Annotated in this window: 12 protein-coding genes and 1 pseudogene; 2 read left to right on the forward strand and 11 right to left on the reverse strand. The window is 60.9% G+C overall.

Going from position 1 to position 16,718, the window contains the following annotated elements; translation table 11 throughout:
* Nucleotides 1-827: 827 nt before the first annotated feature.
* Together NKJ28_RS25950 and NKJ28_RS25955 are read left to right on the forward strand one after the other, a co-directional pair.
* A complete protein-coding gene (locus tag NKJ28_RS25950) occupies nt 828-2,819 on the forward strand; it encodes a polysaccharide biosynthesis/export family protein (protein ID WP_352637476.1) in 1,992 nt (663 codons plus the stop codon).
* Nucleotides 2,820-3,313: 494 nt separating this feature from the next.
* Nucleotides 3,314-3,550, forward strand: a pseudogene (locus tag NKJ28_RS25955) (class I SAM-dependent methyltransferase); the annotation flags it as partial.
* A 127-nt stretch (nt 3,551-3,677) separates the two neighbouring features.
* Here NKJ28_RS25955 and NKJ28_RS25960 read toward each other — a convergent pair.
* The 11 genes from NKJ28_RS25960 to NKJ28_RS26010 form a co-directional block, all read right to left on the reverse strand.
* Entirely contained in the window at nt 3,678-4,847 is a 1,170-nt protein-coding gene (locus NKJ28_RS25960; RefSeq protein ID WP_352637477.1) for an FAD-dependent oxidoreductase, read from the reverse strand.
* 70 nt (nt 4,848-4,917) lie between these two features.
* Nucleotides 4,918-5,196, reverse strand: a complete 279-nt coding sequence (locus NKJ28_RS25965) for a hypothetical protein (protein ID WP_352637478.1) — start codon at nt 5,194-5,196, stop codon at nt 4,918-4,920.
* Between the two features lie 93 nt (nt 5,197-5,289).
* Entirely contained in the window at nt 5,290-6,471 is a 1,182-nt protein-coding gene (locus NKJ28_RS25970; protein ID WP_352637479.1) for a GNAT family N-acetyltransferase, read from the reverse strand.
* Between the two features lie 41 nt (nt 6,472-6,512).
* Nucleotides 6,513-6,803 carry a hypothetical protein gene (locus NKJ28_RS25975; RefSeq protein WP_352637480.1) on the reverse strand — a complete coding sequence of 97 codons (291 nt, stop codon included), beginning with the start codon at nt 6,801-6,803 and terminating at the stop codon, nt 6,513-6,515.
* A gap of 13 nt (nt 6,804-6,816) precedes the next feature.
* On the reverse strand, nt 6,817-8,151 hold the full coding sequence (locus NKJ28_RS25980; RefSeq protein ID WP_352454210.1) for a lipopolysaccharide biosynthesis protein: 1,335 nt from the start codon (nt 8,149-8,151) through the stop codon (nt 6,817-6,819).
* The gene (locus NKJ28_RS25985; RefSeq protein WP_352637481.1) at nt 8,142-9,419 is read right to left on the reverse strand and encodes a glycosyltransferase family 4 protein; all 1,278 of its coding nucleotides are present in this window, start codon (nt 9,417-9,419) and stop codon (nt 8,142-8,144) included. Before NKJ28_RS25985 ends, NKJ28_RS25980 begins: the two co-directional genes overlap by 10 nt.
* 14 nt (nt 9,420-9,433) lie before the next feature.
* Nucleotides 9,434-10,078 (reverse strand): hypothetical protein, encoded by a 645-nt coding sequence (locus NKJ28_RS25990; protein WP_352569942.1) that lies wholly within the window; start codon nt 10,076-10,078, stop codon nt 9,434-9,436.
* Nucleotides 10,079-10,178: 100 nt separating this feature from the next.
* Nucleotides 10,179-12,155 (reverse strand): putative glycosyltransferase family protein, encoded by a 1,977-nt coding sequence (locus NKJ28_RS25995; protein ID WP_352637482.1) that lies wholly within the window; start codon nt 12,153-12,155, stop codon nt 10,179-10,181.
* Nucleotides 12,155-13,300 carry a glycosyltransferase family 4 protein gene (locus tag NKJ28_RS26000; RefSeq protein ID WP_352637483.1) on the reverse strand — a complete coding sequence of 382 codons (1,146 nt, stop codon included), beginning with the start codon at nt 13,298-13,300 and terminating at the stop codon, nt 12,155-12,157. Before NKJ28_RS26000 ends, NKJ28_RS25995 begins: the two co-directional genes overlap by 1 nt.
* Nucleotides 13,288-14,106: a glycosyltransferase family 2 protein gene (locus NKJ28_RS26005; protein WP_352637484.1), complete on the reverse strand. Its 819-nt coding sequence runs from the start codon at nt 14,104-14,106 to the stop codon at nt 13,288-13,290. The genes NKJ28_RS26000 and NKJ28_RS26005 overlap by 13 nt, the downstream gene beginning before the upstream one ends.
* A 704-nt stretch (nt 14,107-14,810) precedes the next feature.
* On the reverse strand, nt 14,811-16,448 hold the full coding sequence (locus NKJ28_RS26010) for a glucosamine inositolphosphorylceramide transferase family protein (protein WP_352637486.1): 1,638 nt from the start codon (nt 16,446-16,448) through the stop codon (nt 14,811-14,813).
* Between the last annotated feature and the right edge of the window lie 270 nt (nt 16,449-16,718).

A 16,718-nucleotide genomic window follows, 5' to 3' on the forward strand; every position in this document is an offset into this window, starting at 1 on the left:
ATCTTTAGGCGTAGGGCAGCATCATCGAGGCGTATCCGAATTCTTCAACCTGGGGCTTTTGGTCAAGGGCACGAGCTCTTGGTTTCAGCAGCTCAGGGAGGCGGCCATCGTAGCAAAGGACTGCGCGGCCGTGAGGATTGCCAGGGCTTGTTTTCCGGTGGGCGTGGTGGTGCCCCCGATCTGGCGGGAGAGCGTCGCGGTTTATGCGGCGAGCGGCGGGCTCAGGCGAGCCGCCCCGCGGCAATCGACCACTCGGGGATGTCGCGCAGGGCCGGGTGAAGCCGACACTGACGCGGGCACGCTGATCTGAGCACACGCACACGCCGAGCTTCAGCAGCTGAGGCAATGCCTGCCGCGGCCGGGTAACGCTGCAAGGGATCTTGCTTGTCGGGGCCGGAATTCTAGCCAGACGTGAGAGCCGACGAAAGAAACGCGATGCGGCCAGTTTCGCTATGATTACCCGACAGGATTGCCAAGACTGACGGCTTCGTCGCGTCGTTCTTCTGGGCCCGGACAACATAGTGGGAAACGGCCCAGCTATCCTGCCAATGCATGTCGGAGCCACACAGACGCACGTCGGCAAACCAAGTTTCCGGCCCCCCGTTTCGTTCGATCGCGTTTGTCCTGTCACAATCGAGGAAGCTCTCCTGGAGCGCAGCAATCCGGTTGGACGAGTTTGCCCCAGATTCTCCTTTATCCGAATGGAGTGCCCACAAAGGGACAGTTGTGCTGCCGGCGGTGAAGGGTCACGATCCGGTCGAGCCCTGCTCGACCGGATCGGACGCATCGGGCGGGATGGCCACCATCGAAAGAGAAAGCCACACGCCATGGCCGTTAATACAGAATTCAATTGCGAGCCCGTCGCTCCCTCGTCACAGGCGGCCCAGCGCAGGGGATTGAAGGCCATCCTGCTTGTCTTCGGGCTCTCCGGGGTCGCCGCCTTGGGCGGGGCCGCGGCCAAAAACTTAGGGGCACTAGAGATTGTTTCCAGAGCCGTGGCACAGGTCAAGGAAGTCTCCCGACCCGTGATGCAGCCCGTGAGACAGAAGGTCGAAGATGCCTCCGCAGCCGTGATACAAAACGTCGAGGCGGCCTCCGCAGCCATGGCGCAGAAGGTCGAGGCTGCCTCCGCAGCCGTGGTACAAAACGTCGAGGCTGCCTCCGCAGCCGTGGTACAAAACGTCGAGGCTGCCTCCGCAGCCGCGGCGCAGAAGGTTGAGGAAGTCTCCGCAACCGTTGTGCAGAGGGTCGAGGATGTCTCCGGGGCCATGATGGAGACGGCCGACGATGTTTCCGGAGCCGTGATGCAGAAGGCCGAGGATGTCTCCGGAGCCGCGGGAGCCGTGATGCAGAAGGTATCTGCTGTCATCAATGGCTGGCAAGAACAACCGGTTCAAGCCATGGCCGAACCCTCCCGTGCGATCGCGTCAGGACCAAATGCGGCGGGCGTGGCGTCAGTCGAACGGAGTGTCGAAACCAATGCCGAACCCCCCAAAACCCGCAGCAAGGCACCAAGCGTGCCAACCGGATACCTGTTTGGCGTCGGCGATCGCCTCAAGGTCGCGTTCTACGAGCGCGTCGAGGTCGAGGAAGACAAGTGGGGGCGCGCGCCCTCGGCCTTGCGCGGCATCCTGCAGCGTCCGGAACTGAGCGGCGAATATATTATCCAAGAGGACGGCACGATTTCTGTGCCCTTGCTTGGCTCCATTCCGGTCGCCAACAGGTCTACGCAACAGGTACAGGCCGACCTGGTGGAAACCTTCAATCAACTGCTGGGCCGCGAGGGACTGGTCAACGTCCTTCCGCTGGAACGCCCGCCCATCTACGTGCTGGGGCCGGTCAAGAATCCAGGCTCGTTCAAGTACGCGGCCGGCATGACCGTCCTGCACGCGATCGCGCTAGCAGGCGGACTGGACCGGGCCGAGGGCGAGCCGTGGCAGAAGATCGAAGCCGTACGCGAGATCCAGAAGCGGAGCGGGGCAATCGACGCCATGTTGAAGTTGCTCGCGCGCGCGGCCGTGCTGAAGGCCGAGCGCGACGGTACGAGACCCACAATCCCGCGCCAGTTGCTGGAGCTGGCCGGCGCGACCGAAGCTGCCAAACTCGTCAACGAGCAGAGCGACCGGCGCAAGGCCGTCGCCACGGCCCGCAAGGATCGTGAGCGCGCGACCCTGCGTGCGCTGGACGCGGCCAAGCAGGACGTTGTCGCGTATGGGCGCATGGAGTCGCTCAACGAACTCATCAAGCTGCGCCAGGAGCGCGTCAACAGCATGCGCACGCTCGTGGACCGCAAAGTTGTCAGCATGACCGTGATGGATCAAGTCCAGGGCGAATTGTCCGACGCGGAACAGCGCCGGCAGGACGCCCTCAACCAGTACGCGGCCGCCAAGCAGCGCCTCGCTTCGCTGGAATCTGAGGTGTTGCGGACCAGGGCCGACCTCAGGATCGATCTGGAGGTCGAGATCGAGACCATGGAGAGTCAGATCGCGGCCAATCAGCGCGAGTTGAACGCCAGCGAAGGCGTCCTGTACACGTTGCCGGTGACCCGCGCCCAGTTTGCAAAGGACGCAAACAGCGCAACTTATCAAATCGTGCGGCAATCGGCTGCCGGGCCGGTCAGCATCGAGACCGTTGGGATGACCCTGTTACAGCCAGGCGACCTCGTCAACATCATCATAGGCGAAAGCGAGCCAAGAGAGCCGGCCGGTTCGTCGGTCACAACCGTGTCGCCGAGCTGCGAGAGCTTGCCGGCAGCGTGCAATCCCAACGATGTCGAGCCTGCCCGCGTGGTGAGGGAGGAGAGGATCGGTCCGAATTGACGCCCGGCAAGGACATTGGTCTGCATGGCTGGTCTGCGTGGATGAACTCGTCGGCACCAAGTGGGAAGCGCGAACCGACCACTCGCCGTCGCCGACAGCTTGAACCGATTCATGATCGAGCATGTCCGCCTCCGCTTGCATGTCCGCCTCCGCTCAGGAGTTCGGATCACTGACAAAGGTTGCAGTGAGATGACATCGAACGGGATGCAGGTGCCAATCAAGGGGATTGGTCAAAGATCTCGGAACTTTGTCACGACGCGCGTACGCCCGAGCGAAATTTGCGCACTGGCTACTCAGCTGCTGAATTCAGATCAAGACGCTCGGCTCAGCCTCCATGCTAAAGTGTACAGCAAGCTTTTTTGTCCAGAAAGGCGCGGGTTTCGGCGAATTGGGGAACGTTATTGTAAGCTTAGCCTTCGCATGTGCAATAATTGCTCATCAGATGCAATCGACGTAACTGACGCGTTACCGCCACCTGGGAGAAGCCTGCCAATTTTCAATTTGCCAAGATCGATGGTATCCATCTACCTTTCGCCGATAATAGTCTTGATTTTGTGTTTAGTGATCGGTTGATGGAGCACCTCCACCCCGACGACGCAGTAAGGCAGCTTTCGCAGCTATACCGTGTTCTTGTACCTGGCGGTGCCTACTACTGCATCACTACACACGCGGTCACGGGTCCTCACGACATTCGGTATACTTTGACAAAGTTGCATATGGATTCCACCTGAAGGAATATAGCTATCGTGAGCTGTCACGCGCGTGTACGGGGATTGGCCTCGAAAGCAGGCTGTGCTGTTCGGCCATGGGGCGTTAATGAGCTCGTTGCTGCCAACAACGCTGTCGATACCGCCAAGTTCAGCCTGCTCCCCAACGAACTGCGCTTGCCGCCAAGCGAAGTTGTGGGATCGAGATTCCCATCATGTCGAGACCAATCCTGCCCATCCGACGAATACGCCATAAAAGCGTTGTATCGGACGCCAGTGATCGGTTGTAAGATGCTTCAGCAAGCGACCATTCATCACAGGCAACTTTGACGGGGTCATTGTAGTATGTCCGGATTTTCTCGACCCCCATTCCGGGTGTGGCTAACCATATCGGAATATGATGGCGTAACCGATCAACGTCGGTTAGCACTTTATTGAGACCGGTACCCGCCGCCGGATCGCTGGTAGCAAAACTGTCACCAGCCAATACCAGACCGGGTTGCTGTTCGTGATTCTGCGCGGCGTAAAGATCAACGGGTCGAATCTGAATATCGCTTGACACGACAGCATCACCAAGGAGACGCTTCAATCGGGGCATTACCGCATACAATGCAGATAACGGCGATGTGCGCACTTCCTGACACCACGGATGGCGTATATCACCATGGTAGACGAACACATTGGCGCGCATTCTTGAACCAATCGGAAACATGCTCACATAACCCATGGGCCCTGGCTTTTCCGCAAAATACGTTAAAGCTTGAAATTTGAAACCAGCTCTAGAGGTGAGATCAAAACCAACACTGATCGAGTGGCATTTACTGATCTCGGATCGCGTGATCGCACCCCGGACGACATTGTTTAAGCCGGTCGCCACCACAATCAATCGGGTCGACCATGTGTCACCATTTGACAGGGTAACTTTCTGCAGGTCGGAGCTCGTCGTTATTTTGGTCACTTTAGCGCAGATGAATTGGACACTATCTGGAATCTGGCGGCGAATAACATTTACCAAATCCTGATAAGCCATCCCATATTCGCAAGGCTCGCCGTGTTTCCCATGCTTTTTACCGATGACATAACCGTGACGGGCCACCGATATCTCAGTCATCGGTGTCGCAGCCGCCAATACGGCATCCGCCAGCCCGGTTTTTTTGAGCAAGTCGACTTGATCGTCATCGAGTTTTTCGCAGCGAAACTCCACTGGATAGACTTGATGGATATCAACAAGGACGGTCGAAATCTCCATCCGGCCAAGCATCGCAGCGGCTAACGAGCCGGCGGTACCACCCCCGAGGACCGCTACATCAATATTATTCAATTCCCGCTCCTCCGCTCACCACTGCATTGACAGCACGATCATGACGGCACCAAACGGTGTCGAAGAAAATTCAAGACTCCGTCTTTTGCTGCAAAACCAAACTAGCGCGCTTGTTTATCACGCGACCAAACCGCGCAATCCACAGCTCGGTAAACAGCTTTGACGCAATCCCCTCCATCGACCCGCCAGTCTCGCGAAGCAACTTGAAGTGCTTCTCCTCAATTTTCTCGCAGCAAAAATCCTCCGCACAGGGATCAGGACGATCGAAATTCGGCTCGCCCGAGCGTCGCGGCGGCGATAGAGCCGCCCCAGACGCGCCTCCTACAATCCAAATATCTGCACTATACATCATCGTCTCCCGCAGATAAATTGCATTATACCATACTTTTTCGCGAAGCGCTATGATATATCCAACACCGAGTTCAATCTCACAATCGTCCAGTCAGAGAAACATGCGATGCAAGGATCTTCTTGTCTTGCGAAAAACCTGCCGCAGCGGCGGCTTTACTAACGGAGTTTTGGCATACCATGTATCTATATAATAGATCGCCATTCGCACCGCAACGACAATACGACCGAGCAAAGTTCTGCTATCAAAATGGAAAAACAGAAGCAAATTGATATCGGACCACGAAAGCTTATAAGGCTCGTCGCCGATCGTGAAATCGAATTTCTGAATCTTCCGGCCAATGGCATATTGCATCATTTCCTCAATATGCTGACGCCCGGGACTGTATTTGGCAAACTCCTCCAGATAACTCGACATCACCAGTGAATAACTGGAATTGAACCGGAGACCCAGACCCGTCGCCACCGGAATCCCATCCACATCCAGCCGCGTGACATGGATGACCTCGCGCAACCGAGGATTGGCGACAATCGCCAAATAAAATTCGCGAAAACCCGGACGTTCGAACATATCATGAACACCCATTCGGGCATAGCTGCTCCGTTTTTGTTCGATCAGCTTTGCAATGGTGCACTCGATCTCGGCCTGATCTTGCACGTCTACAAAGCGAATCGCGCCGCCACCTTGCTTGGCGAGGTTTTTGGCCTTGCGCCGGTGGGTATGCAGCGTCGAATTCGAAAACTTTGACACATAAAACCGATTCCAGTTCGCTTCCGGGAGGGTTGCGACATGTCCGGCGCAATTAGCCAGCAAGACCGGCAACTCGAGAAAGGGATTAGGTTGAGAGCCGACAACACTGGGCATATTGCAAAATTCAACAGTGTCGAAACGAAGTCGAGGATAGTCTTGAATCGCCCGAATTATGTCTTTCCACAGGCGGCCGAATCGCCCAGGTTTCACGTGATCGCTAAAATTTGTCGCCAGAATGGGCGAATTATAATCGCACAATTCCGATCCAAACCAGACCAGCCGGCGGATCAGACTATGGCGTTCGATCGCCAATGGCAGAATAAAAACCGCCACGCCGGTATCGTCGAGACCCAGCACGATCACCGGGATCAGTCTCTCTTTGGAGCCGATGTGGTGATACCATTCCATCTGCCAATCAAACAATTGGAATACGGTACAATCCGCATGCTGCTCTAATGTTCTCCATTGAGCTTCCACCGCGTCCATATCGGTGAAAATTTGCAGAGCAATATTCGCCGTCGTCATTGGGTGTGCCTATGTAACAAAGGTTTTAGCCAGTCCTGCTGCTAGAGAATGTTCTGCTTGAAATCCCAAAAGGTAGCGTGCCTTGTCCGGGTCGCCGATCGAATTATAGGGAAGAACTTGCGGATGACTTCGCCCGCAGGCTGCTCCAGTCTGAACAGCAAGTTGCGCGTGATCAGGAAGCCACTCAAAATGAAGAACAGTTGGACCCGCAGCGCTCCCGCCCCGATGCGGAAGTGCGTTTTGATCCACGGCCAGCCGAAGTGCCCGACGCCGACGAGTCCGATCGCGATGGCCCACGGGCCATCCAATTGCAGTCGACAATCCAGCGCCATAATCGGTGTCTCCTCAAGTCTGGAGCGGCGACGCGGTCGGTCGGTCGTGCGCGGGGCCGGCCGCAGAATCCAGTTTCATCGCGAAGGCCAAAATCAGGGCGGCACATGCACCCTCGATGCTGACCGCGAGCGTCCAGCCTAGGACCAGGCCTTGAAGTCCATCAAGCTTCGCCCCCGCGACCACGAAGCACAGCTCCAGCAATCCGCCAAGCGCGAACCAGCGAGATGCCTTGCGCATCCTGTCGCCCAACCGCGCCAGCGTACAGGCATGAAATTTGAGCGTTGATCCCAACAGGCTGAAGCCGAGGAAGTGTAGGCTCGAACCGGCGATCTCAGGATAGACCGGATTGAAGACCGCAAGGATCTCCTGCGAATAGGTAAAGACGAAGACGGCACAGGCCAGTGAGAAGAGCAATGACGCCGACAGCGACACAAGGATGTCGTGTCTGGATTGTTTCGGGCTTGTTCTGATCACAGGGAACAGGATCGTGGCCATGGCTGCTGGAATCAACGAGGCCGTGAAGACCAGCATCCACAACGGCATGAGGGCGGCATTTGTGATCGGCGACAGGAGAACCAGCACAAGGTAGGGCATGATGACGACTGGTGCCTGCGAGGCGACATCGAGCGCGTAGTGGTCGAAGACCTTGCTTCGGAGCGTATGGAGCAGATGGAAATCGGGAGGCCCAACGAGGCGACGCGCACCGCCCCGGGTCAAGAGATCGACGCCGATACAGGACGCCACCAGGCTGGCCACCCAGCTCAGAAGAAGCGCGGCATTGGAGGTGTAGCCAGCGGCAGCGGCGACGGCGATCAGCATCAGCTTGAACGTGGAGAACAGTACCTGCCGGATCATCCTGCCGGTGCTGCGCAGGTTGCCGACGAGCGCCAGATCGACCATCGCGCAGAGTACGGTCAGGCAGCAGCCGAGGACGAACGTAACACCCTCGAACCAGCCGCCGATCGGCCCGGTCGAGCTGTTGAGGTACGCCTCCCCGAAGACAAACAACAAGGCCAGGCCGACCGCCAGCGCCACCCCGACGGATGCTGCAGCGGCCACGAGGCCGCGCCCCTTGCCGGGATGCCGTACGATTTCACCCATCAGCAGGGTCCCGAGCCCGGCTTCGCCCAGCAGGCCGACGAGCGCCATCACGGACAGGAGGGCGGAGGCCTTGCCGATCACCTCCGGCGGAAACAGCCGGGCCGCGAGCCACCAATAGACAAACCCAAGACCGGCCGTTGCAATCGTTCCGATCGCCACAGCGCCGGAATTCAGAACGAGCGCGGCGCTCTTTTGAAGCTCTCGCCGGACGCGAATAATGGCTGTCCCCACGAGACCTATTGGCATGATGGCTCCCCCGAACCTTGCTGCGCCGCTACGGCTGACCTGCTAGCGGCTGGGCACACGACGTCCCGGTAGACCTGCTCGATCCGAGTCACGACCGCTCCTGCCTTGAGGCGCCCGACTCGGGCGAGGCTTGTCGCCTCCAGGCGAGCGAGCAAGGCGCGGTCCTGCAGAAGGGTCTGCATTGCGTGGGCAAGGACGGGCGCATCACCGGGCGGCACGAGAAGCCCGGTTTCGCCATGATCGACGAGATCCGGCATGCCGCCCACGCCGGTTGCGACGACCGCCTTGCCGGAAGCCATCGCTTCCATGATGACCGTCGCGCAGGCTTCGGGCCCGACCGACGGCAGCACCCCGAACAGTGAGCGCCGCCACGCATGCATGATGGCGGAATGCGGCCATGCATTGAAGACGCGAACGCTCGGCGGAAACTCTGTTGGCGTATCGGCGACCCGGCGCCCGATCAGGACCAGCTGCGGCGCCCGTTCCAGGCCGGCATAGGCTTGCAGGAGAACGTCAATGCCCTTGAGGCGCATCATATCACCGACGAACAGGATGAATTCACCCCGGGGTAGTTCACGCAGACAGGGATGTTCCGGGCCAAGCATCGCAACATCATCGGGCACAAAGTTGGGGATGATCTCGTAGGGGGCGCGGCCTTCGGTCAGTCCGGTGTGGCGCGCCACCGCGTGGCTCACCGCGATGAAACGGTCCACCGCGCGCCGAGCGGCAAAACTCGACGCCCAGTTGCCCAAAGTGGTCGCGACTGCCTTCACCGCCCCGTAATGTCCTGCGGCGCAGGGCAGGCACTTGGCCGGCGCTGGGCCACTGCAGAGACGGGCGCCCAAATGCATGAAGTTCTTCTTGGCGCAGACAAGGCCGTAATCGTGGAGCGTAACCACGAGGCGCGCCCTACTCCAACCTTTGAGCAGCAGGAAGGACGCGTAGATCCAGTTATGGGCGTGGACTATGTCCGGCTCCTCCCGAGCGACCAGCCGCCTCAGGGCAAGCACCAATTCGGGATCTGGAAAGGGCGGTGCATGGCGCCGCTCGGGATCGGTGTGAAGGCCCGACAGGCGCTGGAGCGTTCCCTGCAGGCGGTGCACGCGGACCGCGCCGTCCAGCTCGGTTTCAGGCGATCCAGGATGCATCAAAGTCCCGACGCTGACATGATGGCCCCGCTGCGCCAGCGCCGCGCCGAGATTGCGGACGTGCCGCTCCTCTCCCCCGATCACCGGAGGATAGAACTGTGATAGCAGCAGGATGCGCATGGTCCAGCCTCGTTCTAGATGCGCGGCACCATCGTCGAAACGCTGCGATAGAGCCGGTTGTCTTCCGGTCGATAGAGCCGCGCCTCGGCCGTCTGGCGAGTTCCCAAGACGGGCACCGGGATTTTCCGTGTCCAGGTGTCGCCCGGCGCGATGGTGAGCGATCGGAAGATGGCGAACGGCTGCCCATCAAGGGTGATTTCCAGGTCGAATCGTTGAGGTTGGGTCTCGGCGCTCCTGATGCCGACGGTGATCTGGCCGGACTCGCCACTGGCCGACGGCAACAACCAGAACGCGGTGTATTTGAATTCCCGGTAGGCCGCTTCGTCCCGGACAGCAACCGCGTAGGCTCCGGTCGCCACAAGCAGCGCTAGCATGAGCGCGGCCCCCTGCCAGAACCGGATCCGCGCTGGTGCCGGCCAGGCTGGCAGATCGGGAGTGTCGCGGCGCCCGGCCGCCAGCAGCGCCGCGGCGGCCGTCACGGCCCAGAACCAAAGCGCCCACCCGAGCGGTGTAAGGAAGCCTGCGGCGTTCAGGGCAAAGCCCCCGGCAATGCCGGCGGCGAGGCTTGCTCCGACCGCGTAGACCAGGTGTTGCAAGGCGGAGGTGGTCCTGACACCCATGGCCCGCAGCACCACGTGGCCCGAGACGAAAAACACCATGGGCGCGCCCAGGGCAGTACGCAGGAGCAAGCTGTCGCTAACCGAAACGGCAGCCACTGCGGCCCCCGCCCACAGGCACGCGGCCAGAAGGTCCCACTTGCTACCAATTCTCATGCAATCCTCTCACATCGTAGATGACGATCCAGCCGTTGTCGTAGATGCGGGTGACGCCCTTGACGTCATTGAACTTGAGCAGCGCTGCGCCCGAGAGCGGAGTTCCCTGCTGGGCTTGCCACGGCTGAAAGTAAAAGCCGAGCACCGGCGGAGCCGTGGTCAGGCGAAGATCAATGAGCAGGAAATCGATGTCGCTTCGCGCCAACGCCCAAAACTCGTCGGGCCCCAATGTCTCGGCATCGAATATGCGCGCGGGATCGATCCCTTTGATGATGGTGACTCTGACGTCCTGCCGGCCGTAACCCGCAAGCAGAAGACGGTTGATACGGTCGGTGGTGAACCGGTTGCCGGCACCGAGCCATTCCCTGGCCCAGAGTGCCGTTTCGATCCCCATCGGCTCGATCGATTCCTGATCTGCACCCACCCTGTAGCGCCCATGGATCGGATTAATCGAAGAACTCGTCACGCCGCCTAGGACCATGATCACCAAGGCAACGGCAGGCGCGATGCGGCGCCACCCGCGTGGCGCGCGACCCTGCCAGAAATGGACGATGCTCACCGCGACGACCAGTCCAACGCCGATGAACACGAACGTTCCCATGCGGTTGCCGATTTCCCAGCCGGCGACGGTCAGTCGGAAGGCCACCGAGACTGGGAGGCCGAAGGCCAGCAAGCTGAGCAGCACGAGGCGGCTGTCGCGCCAGCGGCGTTTGAGAATGCCGTGGATGGGACGCCAACCGGATCGCGCACCGCTCGGCGCTGCCAGGGCCAGCGACCGAAAGAATCCCGTTGCCAGTCCGAGCGCCACCAGCAGGAGCGCCAGCAAAGTGGTGAGCCGCATGTAGAGGGCCTTGTCCGGCGCTCCGAGGTGCTCCGACGGCGGGGTGGGCGCGCCTCGGATCTTCCCGAGCAATGTGTCGAAGCCGGACTCGATCACCGGACCGAGATAGCCTGTGAGAGGGACGTCACGGGCCTGCACCCACAGGATCGGCAGGGCTATGGCGAGGATGGCGGCGAGACCCACGGCAATGCTGGTCTTGATCCGAAGGGAGTCTTGCCGGCGCAAAGCCTCGAGGGCCGCTAGCGCTCCGAAATAGATGGCGGCGAAGGCGGCCGAGAGGTGATGCGTGACCGCGAGGCTTGCCAACAGCAATGCAATCAACCCGAGCGACTTCAGCCTCGGTTGCCCGACGAGATCCTTGGACGCTGCTTCAACCGCGAAAGTCAGCAGGCACAGCACCATGCCGAGGCTCTCGTAAGAGAACATCGAGTCGAACAGGAAGAAGGTTGAGCAACCCATATAGGCCAGACAGGCGACGGCCGAGATACGCGGCGATCCGGCGATGCTTTCAAGGAACAGAAACAGTGCACCGATGAACGTGCCCTTAAGGATGACCAACAAGAGCGCTCCCGCCACAAACAAGGGCAGTCCCGTCAAATCGACGATCGCGGTCGTCAGGATTTCCAGGCCGGGGTAGCTTGACCCGATAGGAAAAAGCGGGTTGGACAGGAACAGCCGCCGGGCCGTGATGAGATCCTCGGCCGCGATCCAGTGCAAAACCTCGTCGTAACCGCTGAAGCTTGTCGGGGAATAGACTACCTTGCAGTAGAACAGGGCTTCGGCAAGCAGGAACAGGAGCACCAGGCGCTCACCCCTGGCTGTTGTCGGCCAGGCGATGCGAAGGCTGATCGGAGCGACCAGGAGAACGATACCGGACCAGAAGAGCGGCGCCGCCACGTCATAGTCCCGGCGCCCGGCTGCGTGCCCGGCCACGACCAGGAGAAGAGCCGCGGCGATCGTTAGGCATAGAGCCGCGATCCATCCGGAACTGGCGCGTTGCGATGGGGCATCGGCGCTGCCGTCGCGAAGGTCGGGACCGACAACGGCCGAGACGAATCGGATCCCGACCTGGAGCGGGTTGATCCTGGTTCCTGCGGTGAAATGAGCTGGCAACATCAGCATCATACTCTCCTCGCAGGAGACCAGGATGTCAGGCCACCGGGGGGCAAGGGGACAGTGGATCGGTTGCCGAGGACGTCATAATAGACGTCGCTAAGCGCGTGCGCGCAAGCATCCCAGTCGGGCAGCGCCAAATCCGGGACCTCGCGACGGGACTCGAGTTCCTCGGCCATGGCGGCGGCCAGCTCTCCCGGACCGGCGTTGCACGGGATCGCCCGGCACAGGCCATTGGTGGCCAGCTCCCGCAGACCGGACGTGTCGCTGACGAGGACCGGACGGCGAAGTGAAAGGGCTTCCATCACGGCGACCGGATGGGCTTCGTATTCGCTGAACAGTATGAAGAGCGCGGCGCTCGCCAGGAGGTCTGCCATTTTCTGCCGCTCGGATCCGGGGATTCCCGCAATGGTGACCCGCTTTTCGAGGCCGAGCGTCGCGACGAGGCGTCGTAATTCTCCCTCGTACGGGCCTCTTCCGACGATGTGCAGTCGGGCATCCGGTACCCGGCGGATGAGTTCGGGCAAGGCCGCAATCGCCCGGTGATGGCCCTTGTAACGCTCCAACCTGCCGCCCGAGACGATCAGGTGCGGATCGACCTTGACGCTGGGGCTCGCAACCGGCATCGCGGCACCGTTCGGGATGACCACAAACCGTTCCCGCGGCACGCCCATCCTCGCGCTGAAGAAGCTGGCTTCGAATTCGGAGACGCCAATCAGCCGCGCGGCCCGGGCCACTAGCGGCCGGAGCAGCGCGTGCTGCGTGCCGCGCATGGCGTTGCGCAGCCGGGAGGAATGCCCGCCGCTGTGGAAGGTCAGGATGAACGGAAGGTCCCCGCGGACGGCCGCCAGCAGCCCGATCGGCGCCACGAAACTGTTGTAACCTTGGAAATGGATCAGATCCCAAACCCCGCGCCGGATGGCGGTATAAATGCGGGGCGCCACGTAGAGGTCCAGCTCCCTCGGCCAGGCCGGCACGCGCTGCACGCGCATGCCGGGCACCGCCTCCTCAACCGGCAGCTCCCCCGAAGGATCGGTAGTGAGCACGTCAACCGCGTGGCCACGCGCAGCCAAGCGAGGGCCGACCTCCTGGATGTGAGTTTCGATGCCGCCCATGAAGGGGTAGCAGCGAGCGGCAACCATCAGGATTCGCATCGGGGTTGTCCACCGTCATCATAGGCTGTGGCGCTCCGCCTGTGCTGTTGGTGCAGCCTCTCGCGCAGGATGGTTTTGAGGACGCGCCAGCCGTCCGGGATGGGGCGCAGGTGGCTCACACCGCTGATGCGCCGAGCCTCGAAACTTGCCACCTCAACGATATTGAGGTGGTTCTTCAAAGCTCGCACGTTGATGAGGGTCTCGATCTCGAACCCGTCGCAATCGCAGTTCAGCGTGGCGACGTGCTTGGTCCAGAAGGCTATGTATCCGTAGCATAGATCGGAGAACCAACCGCCATAGAGCAGCCGCACGAACAGGGTCAGGCCCGTGTTGCCGAACATCCGGAACAGCGACATGTCACCGGTGCCGGCGCCCTGGATAAATCGTGAACCCTTAACGAGATCCGCGCCGGCCATCAGCGCACTGACAAACACGATCGCCTCCTCCGGGACCATGGAGCCGTCGGCGTCCAGCATGACGATGATGTCGCCTGTGGCGGCCAGGAATCCCGCTTGCAGTGCAGCGCCCTTGCCCCGGCGGGGCTCCATGACAACCTTCACGTCCTCGCGCAGGCGGCGCGCGACCGCAACCGTGTCGTCGGTGGAACGGCCATCCACGATAATGATCTCATGCGCCCAGTTGGGGATGCGCGGCAGAAGCCAAGGGAGGTTCTCGGCTTCATTGAGCGTCGGGACGACAAAGCTGACTCGAGGCAGAATCAACGATCGCCGCAGCGCGAAATTGATCGAGTCAGGCGGCGATGCGGCACCGATGGGGGCGACAATGCTGGAAAGACGGGCGTTCATGGCAGCGCTTTAAGGTCGTACGATGGAACCCAGGGGGCGGGCTGAAAGCGCGCCAGGACTGCCGATAGGTATCGGGCGAGATGATGGGCCGGGTGATACGTCCGGTGCTCCACATCGCGCGCGCGCAAATGCGCGGCCAGCGACAAGCCGTGCGGGCCAGCTCCAATGACCGCCACATCCACGGATGTGCTTGATCCAATCATATGCGGGCTCCCGGCCATAGTGGAATGAAGAAATGAAGATGAGATGAAAGAAGATCGGTTGAAGCCCCCTAATCTGAAGCCCCTAATCTTAGTTTGTATGCGAGCATTACTGATGAAGATCTGAAATGGAAGGACGATGGATGGTTAGGAAAAGACAATAGATGATTAGCTCTTTTGGGGTATCCCTTCAGGTATTTTCCAGCCCATACCACCTGCGCGGATAGTGCGGCAGCGGCACCGATCATCTTCAGCAGCTGTGTTGGCAGCATTGCCAAACCCGTTTAGACCTCTGGGGCCACCTTCAACGCCAGCGAGGACATCCATCGACCCGCGGCCGGCACTAGCTCACAAGCGACAATTTCTACTGAGCGAGCCGTGCAGAAGGCAGCGAAGGTCGTCGGCGCGAAGAAATGAACGTCCAGACAACGCTGACATTGCCACTGGCCAGAAGCTGCAATGTGCAGGTGGGCTCGCTCCTTCACTCGGCCGTGATTTCCGAGCTTATTCTGTGCCCGAGAAGGGTCGGGCGCGCCCGGCCCTTCTCAGGCGGGGTACCTTGCGCTCGACCACCTGGCTACGGGTGGCTGACCCGGACGAGACCGCCCAAGAGAGGGACTGCCCACGCGGTCCCGAGACCGGCGCGTCGGGTACCAGCAAACGATAGGAGGTCGTGACCTCTCGCAAACCCCGGATATGCCCGAACAGGTCGATCACCTCCAAGCCAGACCGGCGGTTGTAGGTGTGACACCCCAACGCTCCGGACCAAATGCGACCGACCGGGCTCTGGGCAAACTCCGACGCCCCGAGCGCATCGATCTGGCAGAACGTCACCGCGCTGCCATAGCCGCGCGCGCAGTCTTGGACCGGGCGTAGCGTGCGTCCGCCGTGTCGGATGACGGCGCCTGCGGGGCGGCTGAGCCTGGCATCGATCAGGACCGGGTTGGCGGCATGGGGCGTCCAAGACCCGGTCAGGCTCTCGGCACGGTAGAGGCTGAGGACATCCCAAGACGTAGACCTCCACCGCCTTGGGCTGACGAAAAACCAAAAGCCGCCCGCATGCCAGAGCGGCGTGGTATCGTAGCCCTCAATGCCTTCCATGAGGCAGGCCTCCCGCGTCCACCGGTAAGGGAATTCCACTGCCCTATAGAGAATGACATTTCTGGCCGCCCCCGATTCGGGGATCATCCAGATCTGCCCATCCTGCTCGAACACGAACGGGTACGAGAGGTGATGCGGTTCCTCCACGACGATCCGGGATGCGCTGGCTCTCCCGTCCCGGTTCAGTGTCACGACCGCAATGCACCCCCGGTTCTTCGAGTAGAGGTACTGTTCGACAAAAATGAAATCCTGCCCCTGGCGCCGGAACGGGAACGGGTCGGCAAGGTAGCTGTCGGTGCTTCCGGTGAGCACCGAGAAGGTTGCTTCGCCTTTGTCGAGCAGGCTCGCCGATTCATCGAAGCGCCAGCCAACCCCCCACATCCTGCCGCCTCTTGCCAGGACGTCCAAAAACCTGATCGCTTTCGATGCCACCGTGCCGGTCGCCCTTGCAAGGGCCAAGGATGCGCCAAGTGAAGGCACGGCCGTCCGTGAACCGGGGACACCGGACGCAGCTGAACCGGTTTGCTCGCGCAAGGCTTTGAGGATCAGCAGCACAGCGCAGGAGAGGACGCTGTCGAGACTCGCTGAGAACACTCCACGGTCTACACTGGCCGGACGGGCCATCCACGGCCGCAACGGGCGCGCCGTGTCGTGCAGGTCGACGAGAAGGTCCTGATCATTCGCCACGGCCGCCATAACGCCGATCTCGCCGGGTACGCCGTTGAAGAGCGGCGTCAGCACCCGCAGCCCCGCCGGGCGCGTCTCCTCTCCGCTCAAATCGATCACCACGTCCACTTGGTCGGACGGAGGCGGCGGCAGGGACCGCAGCGCCACCTCGACGGAGTCAGTGGCGCCGTTCCCGCGAAAGCCATAGACCAGTCGTTCGAGTTCGAGCAGCAGACGGCAGGTCAACGGCAGCGGGCGGCGACCGGCCGCCAAAGCGCAGGAGACCTCGTTGCCGGGCACTTCAGCAAGCGCTTCTGCCAGCCAGAGGTGCCACCGAAGTAGCCGCGATGGATCGAGACTCAGGCAAATGCGCATTGTTGTTCTGACCGCGGATTTCAAAAGGACGCCGACTCACAGCTTGACGAGAACCGCCTGCGGCGATCCGCCTTACCAAGACTCCGCCGCGGGCCCGCGGGCCAGGGAGGTAGATGGAAAGCGATGGCGCGTGTCACAGCGCGAGAATATTTCCCACCTATTACTACCGCGGGGACTCGCCAATAAGAGGAGCCGAACTCTTGGTTGGGAGCGATGTCTGACAGCACGGGTCCATACTCGAGCGACCGGAATCGGCCAAGCACCACTATG

The sequence above is a fragment of the Mesorhizobium sp. M0145 genome (assembly GCF_040322355.1).
Lineage (GTDB): Bacteria > Pseudomonadota > Alphaproteobacteria > Rhizobiales > Rhizobiaceae > Mesorhizobium.